Origin of the sequence: Thermotalea metallivorans, assembly GCF_001562415.1 — a bacterium.
Taxonomy (GTDB): domain Bacteria; phylum Bacillota; class Clostridia; order Peptostreptococcales; family Thermotaleaceae; genus Thermotalea; species Thermotalea metallivorans.
In genome coordinates this window covers 175,338-189,228 of record NZ_LOEE01000028.1, presented here as the reverse complement: position 1 = coordinate 189,228, position 13,891 = coordinate 175,338, and the positions used below count along the sequence as shown (strand labels likewise).

The 13,891-nt window shown below is 45.1% G+C and carries 15 protein-coding genes; 1 reads left to right on the top strand and 14 read right to left on the bottom strand.

What is annotated here, in order from left to right:
- Positions 1 to 5: 5 nt before the first annotated feature.
- Both AN619_RS06110 and mreB read right to left on the bottom strand, forming a co-directional pair.
- Positions 6 to 1,079, bottom strand: coding sequence for a flagellar hook-basal body protein (locus AN619_RS06110; protein ID WP_068555797.1), 1,074 nt, complete (start codon positions 1,077 to 1,079; stop codon positions 6 to 8).
- 158 nt (positions 1,080 to 1,237) lie between these two features.
- Positions 1,238 to 2,269, bottom strand: a complete 1,032-nt coding sequence (gene mreB, locus AN619_RS06105; RefSeq protein WP_068555796.1) for a rod shape-determining protein — start codon at positions 2,267 to 2,269, stop codon at positions 1,238 to 1,240.
- 366 nt (positions 2,270 to 2,635) lie between these two features.
- Here mreB and spoIIID point away from each other — a divergent pair, with 366 nt between their 5' ends.
- A complete protein-coding gene (gene spoIIID, locus AN619_RS06100) occupies positions 2,636 to 2,884 on the top strand; it encodes a sporulation transcriptional regulator SpoIIID (RefSeq protein WP_068555794.1) in 249 nt (82 codons plus the stop codon).
- A 258-nt stretch (positions 2,885 to 3,142) separates the two neighbouring features.
- Here the strand turns inward: spoIIID and AN619_RS06095 are convergent, their stop codons facing one another.
- From AN619_RS06095 to AN619_RS06045, 12 genes are all read right to left on the bottom strand, one after another.
- A complete protein-coding gene (locus AN619_RS06095; protein ID WP_068555792.1) occupies positions 3,143 to 4,006 on the bottom strand; it encodes a M23 family metallopeptidase in 864 nt (287 codons plus the stop codon).
- Between the two features lie 61 nt (positions 4,007 to 4,067).
- Positions 4,068 to 5,051 (bottom strand): stage II sporulation protein D, encoded by a 984-nt coding sequence (gene spoIID, locus AN619_RS06090; protein WP_068555790.1) that lies wholly within the window; start codon positions 5,049 to 5,051, stop codon positions 4,068 to 4,070.
- A 291-nt stretch (positions 5,052 to 5,342) separates the two neighbouring features.
- Positions 5,343 to 6,602, bottom strand: a complete 1,260-nt coding sequence (gene murA / locus AN619_RS06085) for a UDP-N-acetylglucosamine 1-carboxyvinyltransferase (RefSeq protein ID WP_068555789.1) — start codon at positions 6,600 to 6,602, stop codon at positions 5,343 to 5,345.
- A 112-nt stretch (positions 6,603 to 6,714) separates the two neighbouring features.
- Positions 6,715 to 7,470, bottom strand: a complete 756-nt coding sequence (locus AN619_RS06080; RefSeq protein WP_068555787.1) for a YwmB family TATA-box binding protein — start codon at positions 7,468 to 7,470, stop codon at positions 6,715 to 6,717.
- A 186-nt stretch (positions 7,471 to 7,656) separates the two neighbouring features.
- Positions 7,657 to 8,232 (bottom strand): YueI family protein, encoded by a 576-nt coding sequence (locus tag AN619_RS06075; protein WP_068555785.1) that lies wholly within the window; start codon positions 8,230 to 8,232, stop codon positions 7,657 to 7,659.
- A 107-nt stretch (positions 8,233 to 8,339) separates the two neighbouring features.
- Positions 8,340 to 8,744 (bottom strand): F0F1 ATP synthase subunit epsilon, encoded by a 405-nt coding sequence (locus AN619_RS06070; protein ID WP_068555783.1) that lies wholly within the window; start codon positions 8,742 to 8,744, stop codon positions 8,340 to 8,342.
- Positions 8,745 to 8,757: 13 nt separating this feature from the next.
- On the bottom strand, positions 8,758 to 10,152 hold the full coding sequence (gene atpD, locus AN619_RS06065; RefSeq protein WP_068555781.1) for a F0F1 ATP synthase subunit beta: 1,395 nt from the start codon (positions 10,150 to 10,152) through the stop codon (positions 8,758 to 8,760).
- A gap of 25 nt (positions 10,153 to 10,177) precedes the next feature.
- Positions 10,178 to 10,336: a hypothetical protein gene (locus AN619_RS15890; RefSeq protein ID WP_157064929.1), complete on the bottom strand. Its 159-nt coding sequence runs from the start codon at positions 10,334 to 10,336 to the stop codon at positions 10,178 to 10,180.
- A 37-nt stretch (positions 10,337 to 10,373) separates the two neighbouring features.
- Positions 10,374 to 11,255, bottom strand: a complete 882-nt coding sequence (atpG, locus tag AN619_RS06060; RefSeq protein WP_083524997.1) for an ATP synthase F1 subunit gamma — start codon at positions 11,253 to 11,255, stop codon at positions 10,374 to 10,376.
- Positions 11,256 to 11,299: 44 nt separating this feature from the next.
- A complete protein-coding gene (atpA, locus tag AN619_RS06055; RefSeq protein ID WP_068555779.1) occupies positions 11,300 to 12,814 on the bottom strand; it encodes a F0F1 ATP synthase subunit alpha in 1,515 nt (504 codons plus the stop codon).
- A gap of 21 nt (positions 12,815 to 12,835) precedes the next feature.
- A complete protein-coding gene (locus AN619_RS06050; protein ID WP_068555778.1) occupies positions 12,836 to 13,378 on the bottom strand; it encodes a F0F1 ATP synthase subunit delta in 543 nt (180 codons plus the stop codon).
- Complete coding sequence (locus tag AN619_RS06045) at positions 13,366 to 13,878, bottom strand: F0F1 ATP synthase subunit B (RefSeq protein WP_068555777.1); 513 nt, start codon at positions 13,876 to 13,878, stop codon at positions 13,366 to 13,368. Before AN619_RS06045 ends, AN619_RS06050 begins: the two co-directional genes overlap by 13 nt.
- Positions 13,879 to 13,891: the final 13 nt, after the last annotated feature.

Here is a 13,891-nt window from a genome sequence, read left to right as displayed (position 1 = left end):
ACTGACTACACTTTTCCGATCTCATTTACTGTCTTTTGCAATGTATCATCATACGCCTTAATCATGCGCTGATTGGATTCATAGTTTCGAAACAGGGTGATCATTTCGATCATCTCCTTCACAGCATCCACATTGGAGCCCTCTAGGAAACCTTGAAGAATTTGACCGCGGAAGGGCTCGGTTTCGGCCTCCATGCCTTCTTCCATTCGGTACAGGTTATTTCCTTCTTTCCTCAAATCCTTTAGATTGGTGATGTTGATCAGGTTCATGCGATTCACCCTTTCTCCGTCCACCATAATATCTCCCGATTCCGATACGGTCACATGGGCTCCACGGATCACAATGGGTCCCTGGGTCCCAAAAACCCGGAATCCTTCATCCGTTACCAGTTCATTGGCTCCATTGAGTTTGAAGGAACCATCCCGGGTATAGCGGATCCCCTCCGGGGTTTCCACTTGAAAAAAGCCCCTTCCTTTTATGGCAAAGTCTAGGGAATTGTCTGTTTCATAAAGCTGTCCCTGTTCATAATTGGTTTCGATTTTATCCAATCTTACGCCGGAGTTCAAAGTTCCTATGACGGCCGGTGGGGTCATCATGACTAGATTGTCTACAATATTTCCGTTGACCAACACCTGTCCCCTGTCATTGATCTCCAGGGTCCCGTCTCCCACATAGATAGGTCCCCGGTTTCCCAGCACCAGGTACCCTGCCGAAGCATCAATATTTCCATCCTGATCCCTGTAATATGTACTGAGATACCCTTCGGGATTTACTGTAAAGTTCAGAGATTTCTCATAGCTTATGCCGTTTAGGGTTTTTGTCCGAAAAAACCCTCCCTTTGTTTTGACTTCATAGGCATTGTCATTTTGTCTTACTTCAACCCCTTGGAAAAAATCGGTGATCATCATATCGGCGGAGCCTTTGATCTTCTTGATTAATACTTCGGGAAAGGTTTCGGAAACTACCAAGTCTTTTTTGTATCCCGTTGTATTGATATTGGCAATATTATTGGTAACAACATCTAGTTTCTTATTGTTGGTTGTCATGGCAGAAGTAGCCGTATAAAGACCTCTTAGCACGAATTTTCAACTCCTTTTTTTGGCGAATCCATCGTCTATTATAAGTTTTCGGCATGGTTTCATCGGATCTTTAGCACAAATTTATGGGAAATCGGGAGGATTTTCTGCAAAACCACATAAGGAAAAAGCTGCAGGGTTCTTTCACCTGCAGCGTTCCATTATCTTAATCGGCTGAAGCTTTTGCTGCTGATCATGCTCTTCTCTAAAATATGGAGAGATTCCAGGGACATGCCTGTACCCTTTGCTACACAGGATATGGCATCCTCTGCAATATACGTAGGTATTCCCGTTCTCTTTTCAATCAGTTGATTCAATCCGTGAAGGAGTGATCCGCCTCCCGTCATGACAATTCCCCTGTCGCTGATATCGGCAGCCAGCTCCGGCGGTGTTTTTTCCAATACGGCATGGACCGCGTCAGCAATGGCAGTTACCGGCTCCTCCAAGGCTTCTAGCATTTCCTCCGAAGTAACGGTAATGGTTTTGGGCAAGCCTGAAACCAAATCTCTTCCCCTGCATTCCATCTTTAAGATCTGGCTTCTGGGATAGGCCGTACCGATATTGACCTTCAAATCCTCTGCCGTTCTCTCACCGATCAGCAGATTATGCCTTTTCCTCATATACCGCACAATGGCTTCATCAAATTTATCTCCTGCTACTTTAATGGATTCGCTGACCACAATCCCTCCAAGGGAAATAACGGCAATATCTGCTGTGCCTCCTCCGATGTCTACAATCATATTGCCGTCAGGCTTAGAAATATCAATTCCTGCTCCGATGGCAGCGGCAATGGGCTCTTCAATAAGATAGGTAGTTCCTCCTCCCGCTTCTGTGGTGGCATCAATAACTGCCCTTTTTTCTACTTCCGTTACGCCACTGGGTACGCATACAATAATCTTGGGTTTAAAAAACCTTCTTCTGCCACAGGTTTTGTGAATAAAATACCGGAGCATTCTTTCTGTTACTTCATAATCAGAAATAACACCATCCTTCAATGGTCGAATGGCTACAATATTTCCCGGCGTCCTTCCCAACATCCTTCGTGCCTCTTCTCCCACGGCCAACAATTGGTTCGTGTTTTTGTCAATCGCCACTACCGAAGGCTCCTGGAGTACAATTCCCTTTCCTTTGATGTAAACGAGCACACTGGCAGTGCCCAGGTCAATCCCGATTTCTGTCCCAAAACCAAACATTCTTCATCACCTTCCATTCAGCCCACAGTTTATCACCGATCGCCATGATTTTTATCAATCTTGAATACAGCCGCCTATGCTGCTGTCCCATCTATGAATGAACAAATACTGCATTTGTAGTTGCCAGTTACCAGTTGACAGTTATCAGTTATTAACTATTGGCTACCAGCTATTAGCCATTATATATCTACAAAATTTTTTATCGATAACCAGTATTTGTATTCGCTATAAATCTCATAATTCCTCTTTCTTTTTTTAAAAATTTTAAAAAAGAATCTTCCATTTGAATTTGGGATTTTCTGTTCTATTGAGAATCAGCGGTGCATATTATTTAAACAAAGGAATCATCAAGGAGGGGGTTCACCTGTGAAAGATTACATAGAAGAAAGAGCACTGGAGATCGCTGAATATATAATCAACAAAAAAGCAACCGTACGACAAACAGCGAAAGTTTTCGGCGTAAGCAAAAGTACAGTTCATAAAGATGTTACAGAACGACTTCCCAAGATAAACCCTCTAGTAGCCAATCAGGTGAAGGGCATACTCGATAACAACAAGGCCGAAAGGCATATCCGGGGTGGAAAAGCAACCAAATTAAAATACAGAAGCCTATAGGTCCTGTGGACGGCTATCCGTTGACAGTGGATAAGATACATAGACGATAAAAACAGGGTTTGCCACCCTGTTTTTGCATGTAGACAAACCCTTGAGATTTGGCTTCCTGCTCAGACCTGCGCCGCTTTTCTAAATAAAAATTAAGGAAAAAAGCGGCTTGCTGATTCGCGACAAAGCCTAAATCTCAAGGGTTCTCACCTATTCCATAGCTTTTTCTTTAGCCTGAAACAGGGTTTTCTACCCTGTTTTCTATTTGCGTTAATTTTTCAATTTGGGCAAGTATGGGGTAGGATCTACATTTTTCCCGTCCATCAGCACTTCAAAATGCAAATGGGGTTCTTCCAAGCTCTCAAAGAGGGCAGTTTTTCCTACGCCGCTGATAACCTGTCCCTTTTCTACCTTGTCTCCCACCTTTACCATTTCACTGGTGCTGAGATTGGCGTATCTGGTGATGATATCGCCCTCATGGGCAATGGCAATCACGATGCCCAACCTTGAATCATTGGTCACCTCTATGACTTCCCCCGGGAGGACTGCCACCACAGGGGTATTTTCGGGGGCAATAATATCTACACCGTAGTGGGTGGTATACTGATCCAATGTTTTGGAATATACCAACCTATCGGCTGCATAGCCCATGCCGATCTTTCCTGCAACGGGAATTTTCATGATGATGCTGTTGGCATTGGCAGATGCAGGTTTTGATTTCTTTTCCGCCTTTGCCACATTCACTTTTTCCTGGGGCTTCGGCTGAGATTCGGCCTTTGGCCGGAGTTGCCCTTCTCCTTTATTTATTTCTCCAGCCATGGCCGGTGCAGTGTCCATCTCTTTTTTCTCCTCTATGACGACTACAGGCGCCTGATTTTCTTCGGCATCTTCCCTATGGGAAGGGATATCTCCCATATCCTTTTCCTCCGGCAACCATGGTTTTTTCAAATCCTCCACTGCCAATCGATCAATATGGGTTTTTGCCACCCAAACCGCTGAAGTGGCTACAATACATAGGCAGAGAAAGAGAATGACATAAAATCCTTCCTTATCTAAAAATTTATAAATGCTGCTTTCTTTCTTTTCAAAAGTATTTTCACTTTTTTTTCTGGAAAACCATCCTTTTTTATCCATGCATGACACCTCCATTTCATATTGTTGCCATCTCCATGGAATTCATACATGGATAAAAAAATTATTTCATCCGCATGATTTTTGTTCCTACATAATAATGTTTTAGTATTTCCTCAAAGGTATGGCCGTTCTCTGCCATGCCGTTGGCGCCCCACTGACTCATTCCTACCCCGTGGCCATAGCCGAAGGTTGTAATCTCCAGATTTTTATTATCGATGGTCATTTTAAAATTGGCCGACCGCAGGCCTAACAATTCTCTCATTTCTCTCCCAGAGACAATTTTGTTTCCCACCTGCATCTTTAATATCCTTCCGCCGGTGCTTCGCTCCAAAATCTTAAAGGCTGATTTGATATTTGCTTCCTGGAGATCGCTGTCCTTGTACTTCGATTTGAATTTGTTGATAAAAGATGCAACGGGTATTACCTGTACATCCGTCAAATGGGGTGCCTTCTCTTCATAGGGACTCTCAACGCTTCTTAGATAGGGTACAAAGGCGGCAAAAACATCCTCTGAGTTTTCCGTCCTGCCGCCGCTGGTGGAATGAAACAAGGGTTGGTCCACCGGTTTGCCCTGGTAGGTCAGAATCAATCCTTTGGTTTCTTCCACGGCCTTTTCGATTTTAGGCCAATAGTCCCTCATCCAGTACTTGGTTTTTATCTGCCTCAGCTTATCCTTCGAAAGCCACACCTGACAGTGGACGCCGTCGCACAATTCAGCACCGGGATGAGCCGGCTGTCCTCCCTCTTTAAATTGATTCATTCTGGCAACGGCATAGCTTCTGGCCGCCACCGCCTGGGCCTTTAATGCTTCCAATTCAAAGGCTGCGGGCATTTCCCCCGCCACCACGCCTTTCACATATTCCTCCAGGTCTATTGCAACGATATTCTTTGTTTCATGGACATATACCCGGACTGTCTGATTACTTTCCACCACTTTTTCTCTGTCGATCTCGGGCGCAGACAAATCACAGCTTTGAATTAATACCATGGGCATGACAATAATGGCCAGTACCAGCCCAAGGATCAGACTGAAAATGCTCCTCATCTGTTTTCCCCCTTTTGCCTCTTCGAATGCAGAATACAAATCAATGCTACATTCTATGTTGCGTCGGGGGAAAATATGCCAGATCATCGATGGAATGCTGGCCATTGCCAGTCAGCCGTTAGCGGTTCATTGTTGGCAGCAGCTTACATCTGGCAACTGCTAACTCATGATTGACAACTGGCTGATGCTTGATAGCTGATCGCTAATCCTTGCTAGCGGCTAACCGCTTTTATGACACATTTCCCGGGAAATAGAAAAAATGTGCCTTGGTACGACACATTTTTCCAATTGCTATTCGTCCTTTGTTCTCGTTATTTTGGCACCCAATCCCCTGAGCTTTTCTTCGATTTCCACATACCCTCGGTCAATATGATGAATATCGCTGATCTCCGTTTTTCCCTCGGCAATCATGCCTGCCAGGATGAGGGCTGCACCGGCTCTCAAATCCGTAGCCTTCACCTGGGCCCCTTGAAGCCCGTCTACTCCTTGGACCACAGCACTCCTTCCTTCTATTTTGATGTTGGCACCCATTCTCTTCAATTCATCCACATGCATAAATCGATTTTCGAATACGGTTTCAATGACCACACTGGTTCCACTGGCTACCGTCAGAAGGGACATGAATTGGGCCTGCATATCCGTTGGAAATCCGGGATAAGGAAGGGTTTTGATATCGGTGGCCATCACCTGTCCATTGGCCTTTACCCGAACATGTTCGTCATATTCCTCCACCGTTACGCCACATTCCCTTAATTTTGCAATAATGGGCTTAAGGTGATCCGGTAAGGCATTCAAGATCGTTACGTCTCCGCCGGTAATGGCAGCGGCAATCATAAAGGTTCCCGCTTCAATCCTGTCAGGAATCACCGTATGCTTTGATCCCTTCAACTCCTTAACACCCTGGATTTTAATGGTATCTGTGCCGGCACCCTTGATTTTGGCGCCCAGACTGTTTAAAAAATTTGCCAAATCTACGATTTCAGGCTCTTCTGCCGCATTTTCAATCATGGTAATTCCCTCTGCCATGGTGGCAGCCATCATGATGTTCTCTGTCGCCCCCACGCTGGGGAAATCCAAATAGATTTTGTTGCCTATCAGCTTATCTGCCACCGCCTCCACATAGCCATGACCCAGTTCGATCCTCGCCCCAAGGGCTTGAAAACCTTTTAAATGAAGGTCGATGGGCCTGGTGCCGATGGCGCATCCGCCGGGCAAAGCAATTCTGGCTCTCCCTTTTCTCGCCAATAGGGGACCCATCACTAGGAAAGAGGCTCTCATTTTTCTGATCAATTCATAGGGGGCTTCAAAATGTTCTAAAGTCGATGAATGAATTTCTATGATTCCTTTTTTACTGCTGTTGACTTTTGCTCCAATGGATTCTAACACTTCACAGATTACTTCCACATCTTTCAGTCCAGGGATTTCCTCCAATACACAAGTTTCCTGAGCCAGTAAGGATGCGGCAATAATTGGTAAAACCGAATTCTTGGCTCCACTTACCTTTACCGTCCCCTTCAATGGAGCACTTTTTTCTACAATGAGCTTTGCCACATCGGGTCCTCCTTCGTTTTTCAACTTTCCGCCGTAAAATACTATACACCTATTCTCCTTAAATTTCTACATAAAATTTAAATTTCCTGTAGGAAAATAGTAGTATATCGGCCTAATAGGCAGTAAAAATCAACGGGCTTCCAATCCATAGATAGGTTCTATCTTCATGGGAGTTGTATCTTAGGGCTATCTGGATATTTACCTTATTTCCCCCATAGCGAAGCCCTTCGGAGATTTCCTTGCTATATCCTGTGATGCTTATTAAATTTTCCTCCCGGATGCCTTCTACTTCTTTTGCATTCAGCCCTGCCATGATGTTGACAGCAATCTCTATCCCCTCCTTTTTAGCCAATTTCCCTTCGTAAGTTCCTGAAATCCAAGTGCTTATATCCACCTCTCCGTATTGTTTCAATACATTTTTGATTTCTTTCCCTATCTGCTCTATGGATGCCGGTTGTTCTTGCCCTGTCAAGTCAATGATAAAGTTTGTTTCTTTTACTTCCTCCAGCTGTGTTGATTGCACCATGACGACAATATCCTGTCCCTCTTTGTACTTCCCTGTGATCCACACCTGCACGTTTCCTTGGCCATCATCCCTTTGGACCATAGGCTCCTTGATTCCTAATTGTTCTGCCAATTCTCGGCATAGTTTTTCTGCTTCTTCTGCATCCTGCAACTGATTGGGTATCCCTGTACGGGCGTAGATGTTATACTCCGCCATTTTGGCGCCGGAAACTTCAAAAGCTCGCTGCAAACCCTCTTCCTTGGAAATCGCCTTGGAAGGATAAAAGAAAAGTATCCATAAATACATCATCATGAATAAATAAAGTTCTATTTTCTTTGTTTTGTATGTTCCCAATCTGTCCACGGGCCACAACTCCCTCTGTTTTTCATTGTTGAAATACAAAGGGAAGAGAATGGTTGCGTAAATATGTTAAAGGGGGACGAAAACATATTTTCTACTTATTCTCTTCCCTTGTTATTAAAAGTATTGACCGTATCCAAAGGGAATATACATGGCCCCTTTTAAATTTTTGTAAATGTTTTTTGTTCTTCACTTTCGAGTTCTCACCCTGTAAAAATAATCTACATCAGGTTCACCGCCGCAAATACCGCAGGTGATTCCCGCCAATTTATCCACAAAGGTAAGCTCCTGAAAATCAGCAGCAAATTGAGGATGGAGCTCTTTTAATTCCTCCATATGTTTTTTGCATAACCGATGGCTCTTGGCATGGTAGAATTTATCGGACAGCAAAGACCCCGGATCTATCCATATGTTTTCCTCATTCACAGCCCTGTGGCTGGCCAAAATCATGGCGATATCCCCTTTGAAATCGGGGTTGTTTATGGTTTTATAATCTTTCCCTCCTTTGCGGCAGATTTCCATCAGCTTTCCGGCAATCTCCCCGCTCACTTGGCCTTTCACAATCATTGTGCTAACCCGGGGATCCTTGGTTTTCTCCTCAAGAATTCTCCAGATATCCTTTCTTTGTATCTGATCGTCCGTTAGGGCAAATACAACCTTTTCTCTAAATTCTCCCAACCATCTCCTCTTTTCATCCCCTTTGATTTCCGGCGCCCCGGATAAAGCAAACTCCACATATTTTTCCAGCTCATGCTTTGACTCCATCTTGGATCACCTCCATGGATATTTTTCTTCCATCTTTCTCCTTTTCCCTTATTATTCCCTATCTTTCCATAAAAAAACCTCGAACATGGATGTTCGAGGTTTTTTCGCTAACCCTTTTTTGCCACCCTGAGTCGATTAAGGGCGCGCTCCAAGGCTGCCTGGGCCCGGATCAGATCGATCTCGGCAGTTTTTGTTTTCAATCTTTCTTCTGCCCTTTCGGCGGCCTTTTTTGCCCTTTCCACATCAATCTCCTCAGGCCATTCAGCCGAGTCGGTAATGATGGTGGTTTTATCCTGTTTTACTTGGATAAAGCCTCCGGCGCAAGCCGCTTCTCTATATTCACCGTTTTTCTTTATTTTGATGACTCCGATGGCTAATGGACTCACAAGGGACATATGGTTTTTCATAATGCCCAGATCTCCCTCGGTGCTTCTCACAATGACCATATCCACTTGGTCCTCATAGAATTTTCTATCGGGCGTTACAATTTCCAGTTGAAAGGTTGAAGCCATTTCTTCACCTCCATTAGCTTTCTTTCTTCGCTCTTTCTACAACTTCATCAATGGTGCCAGCGTATAAGAAAGCTGATTCAGGAATGTCGTCATGCTTGCCTTCCAGGATTTCTCTAAATCCTCGGATGGTCTCTTTTAATGGCACATACTTGCCGGGTGTTCCCGTAAACTGCTCTGCCACATGGAATGGCTGGGACAGGAATCTTTGGATTTTTCTCGCACGGGCAACCGTTAATTTATCTTCATCGGACAGTTCATCCATTCCCAGGATCGCAATAATATCCTGCAATTCCTTGTATCGCTGCAATACTTCCTGCACTCCCCGGGCAACCCTGTAGTGTTCCTCTCCCAGGATATTGGGGTCCATGATCCTGGAAGTAGAATCCAAGGGGTCCACCGCCGGATAGATGCCAAGCTCTGCAATTTGACGGGAAAGAACCGTTGTGGCATCCAAGTGGGCAAAGGTGGTGGCAGGCGCCGGGTCCGTCAAGTCGTCTGCAGGCACATAAACCGCTTGTACAGATGTAATCGATCCCCTCTTGGTAGATGTGATTCTTTCCTGCAGGGCACCCATCTCTGTAGCCAAGGTCGGCTGGTATCCAACGGCACTGGGCATACGGCCAAGAAGGGCAGATACCTCTGATCCTGCTTGGGTAAATCGGAATATATTATCAATAAACAGCAATACGTCCTGGCCTTCCTGATCTCTGAAATGTTCTGCCATGGTAAGTCCCGACAGCGCAACCCTCATTCTGGCTCCGGGAGGCTCATTCATCTGGCCGAATACCATGGTGGTTTTATCGATAACGCCGGACTCAATCATCTCATGATACAAGTCGTTGCCTTCCCTTGTTCTTTCTCCAACGCCGGCAAACACGGACAAACCCCCGTGCTCTTTTGCAATATTGTTGATTAACTCTTGAATCAAAACGGTTTTTCCTACGCCGGCACCGCCGAACAGGCCAACCTTTCCACCCTTTGCATAGGGTGCAATCAGATCGATTACTTTGATTCCCGTTTCAAAAATCTGGGTAGAAGTCTCTTGCTCTTCAAAACTGGGAGCCGGTCTATGGATGGGGGCCTTCTCCTGGGCGGCTACAGGTCCTTTTTCATCGATAGGCTCTCCCAGGACATTAAACAATCTTCCCAAAGTCGCCTTTCCTACCGGAACAGATATGGGGCCTCCCGTATCCACTGCATCCATCCCCCTGATCAATCCGTCGGTAGAAGACATGGCAATACATCGAACAGTGTCATCTCCAACGTGCTGGGCAACCTCTGCTACAATTTTCCTGTCACCGATCACTACTTCGATTGCATTTAACAGCTTTGGAAGATTTTCCGAACTAAATTTTATATCTAAGACGGGACCAATGATTTGGACCACTTTTCCGATATTTTGTGCCATTCCCTTTCACATCCTTTCGTTTTGTTCATGGCTTATGGCTTACAGCCTGCAACAACGTGCCGGCGATTGCTCCCAAAGGGCAAGCCTTAAGGGTGATCAGCCCTTCGCCATTTTTTATAACCCATAGGAAATTATGCGCTTTCATCAACTGTGGATAAGTCATAATTTCCCTTATGTGTTTCACCAAAGTCTTCCTTTAAATCTTCCAACAGAAAACTTTGTTATTTCAATGCTTCCGCTCCACCTACAATTTCAGCAATTTCTTGTGTGATCGCCGCTTGTCTTGCTCTGTTGTAGCTCAAAGTCAGATGTCCGATCATTTCTTCCGCATTATCCGTCGCATTTTCCATGGCTACCCTTCTCGCCCCTTGTTCAGAAGCGGACGATTCTACCAATGCCCCGAAAACGGTGCTCTCGATATATTTGGGAATGAGATAATCCAGTACCTCTTCGGGGGACGGCTCATAGGAAACATATTCAAAGCCCTTGTCCTGCTCCTTTTCCTTTTTCTCTCCCGCCAAAGGCAATAGTCGGATGATTTCAGGCTTCTGGGAGATTGTGCTTACAAATTGGGTATACACCAGATACACTTCATCGATCATTTCCTTTTCATAAAGGCGCAGCACAAGGCTGCTGATTTCCTTTGCATCGGAATAGGTTGGATTTTCGGAGATATGGACAAATTCTCCGTCAAAATCATAGTTTCTCTTCCTGAAATAATCCCTGGCCTTCTGTCCTACAGTAATCAAAGATACTGCTTTTTTGTCCTGCATATGGTGGAGTGCCGTTTTGATGGCATTGGCATTATAGCCTCCGCACAGGCCCCGATCGGCAGTAATGACAATATAGCAGGTTTTTTTGATCTCCCGCTCACTGACAAAAGGATGCTTGATGCCCCTGGTACTGGAAAATATATCTTGTACCGTATCTTTTATGGTGTTAAAGTATGGCCTGGTTTTTTCCACCCTTTCCCGGGTACGTCTTAATTTTGCGGAAGAAACCAGCTCCATCGCCTTTGTAATCTGCTTGGTGCTGTTTACGCTCTTGATTCTGCGCTTGATGTCGCGCATTCCCCTTCCTGCCACTTCATTGCTCACCTCCATGCTCTAGGGTCGCCCTTGCAGCTGTCCTTTCTTCGTCCCAGCCGCTAACTTTCCAATCGAAACTGGCCTTTGAATTCCTCTATGGCAGCTTTCAGCTTATTCTCCATTTCTTCCGACATGACGCCTGTGCTCTTGATGGAAGCCCCTACTTCCGGATATTTGTTGTCCATAAAGTTCAAGAACTCCCCTTCAAATCGTTTGATTTCCGGCACCGGAATATCCCGCAGGTATTTGTTGATCACCGCATAGATAATCATGATCTGATGTTCAACCCTTACTGGAGAATATTGGGGCTGCTTTAATATTTCAAGGATTCGTTCCCCCTGTGCCAGTCTTTCTTGGGTATCCTTATCCAGTTCTGAACCAAACTGAGCAAAGGCTGCCAATTCTCTATACTGGGCCAACTCCAGCTTAATTTTTCCTGCAACTTTTTTCATGGCCTTGATTTGGGCGTCTCCGCCTACACGGGATACGGAAATACCGGCATTTACCGCAGGCCGTTGCCCTGCAAAGAACAACTCTGTCTCCAAAAAGATCTGCCCGTCGGTAATGGAAATTACGTTGGTAGGAATATATGCCGATACGTCCCCCGCCTGGGTTTCAATAATAGGAAGGGCCGTAATGGATCCGCCGCCGTTTTCATCATTTAACTTGGCCGCACGCTCCAATAATCTGCTGTGAAGGTAGAATACGTCTCCCGGATAAGCCTCACGTCCCGGCGGACGGCGAAGCAGCAGGGACATGGCACGATAGGCCACCGCATGTTTGGACAAATCATCATAGATAATCAAAACATCTTTTCCTTGATGCATGAATTCTTCTGCCATGGCACAGCCGGCATAGGGAGCAATATATTGCAGCGGCGCCAGCTCACTGGCCGTAGCCGATACGATAATGGTATAATCCATTGCTCCTCTATCCTCCAAAGTCTTCACGATACCCGCAACGGTTGATCGCTTCTGTCCGATGGCTACATAAATACAGATGACGTTTTCTTCTTTTTGGTTCAAGATTGTATCTATGGCAATGGCCGTTTTTCCCGTCTGTCTGTCCCCGATAATCAACTCTCTCTGTCCTCTGCCGATGGGAATCATAGCGTCGATCGCCTTGATTCCCGTTTGGAGGGGCTGGTGAACAGATTTTCTGTCGATTACACTGGGGGCATTGGCTTCGATAGGTCTGTACTTATCAGTTTTGATGGGGCCCTTTCCGTCGATGGGCTGCCCAAGGGCATTGACAACGCGGCCGATCAAAGCTTCTCCTACGGGCACTTCCACGATTCTCTCCGTACGTTTTACAATGTCTCCCTCTTTGATATTGTCATCGGATCCCAAAAGCACGCAGCCTACATTGTCCTCTTCCAAGTTTAGCGCCATTCCATATACGCCGCCGGGAAATTCCAACAACTCTCCCGCCATACACTTTTCTAATCCATGGATTCTGGCAATACCGTCACCCACCTGGATAACAGTACCGATATCCGTCACTTGCAGTTTATTTTCATATCTTTTAATCTGCTCTTTAATAATTGAGCTGATCTCTTCAGGTCTGAGATTCATTGTCTTGTTCACCCCTATCACCTAAACTATTATTTGTGCAAGGCTTTCCTTTAACTTATTCAGACGACCTTGTACTGTACCGTCGATTACCTTGTCTCCAATTCTAACAAGCATTCCGCCAATAATGGTCGTATCGATCTCATTCTTTAGAATGACTTTCTTCCCGGTCATCTTGGAAAGCTTCACTTCTAAGGCAGCCTTGTCTTCGTCCTTCATAGGCACTGTCGTGACAGCCAAGGCCTCCGCAATGTTCTGGTGCTCATGGACCAGCTTGTGATAGCTTTTCACGATTGCTTCGATGACACCGGTTCTTCTTTTATCAGAAAGAATTTTTAAAAAATTCATGACTTCAGGGCTGATTTTGCCTTGAAAAACAGCTTCGATAATTCGTTTTTTTTCTTCATTGCTGATTCTGGGTGTTTTGTACAGCTCAAAAAATTCAGGATGCTGTTGAAAGCTTTCCATGACGAAATTCAATTCTGCCCCATACTGGTCCAATTGATTCAGTTCCAGGGCAACATCAAATAAAGCCTCTGCATAGCTCTTTGCAACTAATTCCACCATGTTGTTTCCCCTACCTCATCAATAAATTCCTTGATGAGTTTGTCATGGCTATTTTCATCAAGGCTTTTGTCGATAATTTTGCCGGCAGCCAATACTGCCAGAGCAGCCACTTCTTCCTTCATTTGGTTGGCTGCTTTTTGTCTTTCCCTTTCAATTTCTATTGCAGCCCTATCTTTTATCTTGGAAGCCTCCTCCTGGGCTTGGGCAATAATTTCACCGGCTCTTTCTTCCGCCCGCTTGGAAGCGTCTTTGATGATTTTTCTTCCTTCTTCATGGGCCCCTTCCAGCTTTTTCTGATACTCCAGCCGCAGTTGATCCGCTTCTGCGTTTTTAGCTTCAGCCTCTTTCATAGATGCAACAATGGCATTTTGTCTTGACGCCATAAATTCCGTCACAGGCTTGAACAGAAAACGTCTCAATAAAAAATATAATATGATTGTGTTGATGATTTGGAAAAACAGCGTATAGTCTATTTGCACCAGACCTGATCTTAACACCATTTGGTTACTGCCT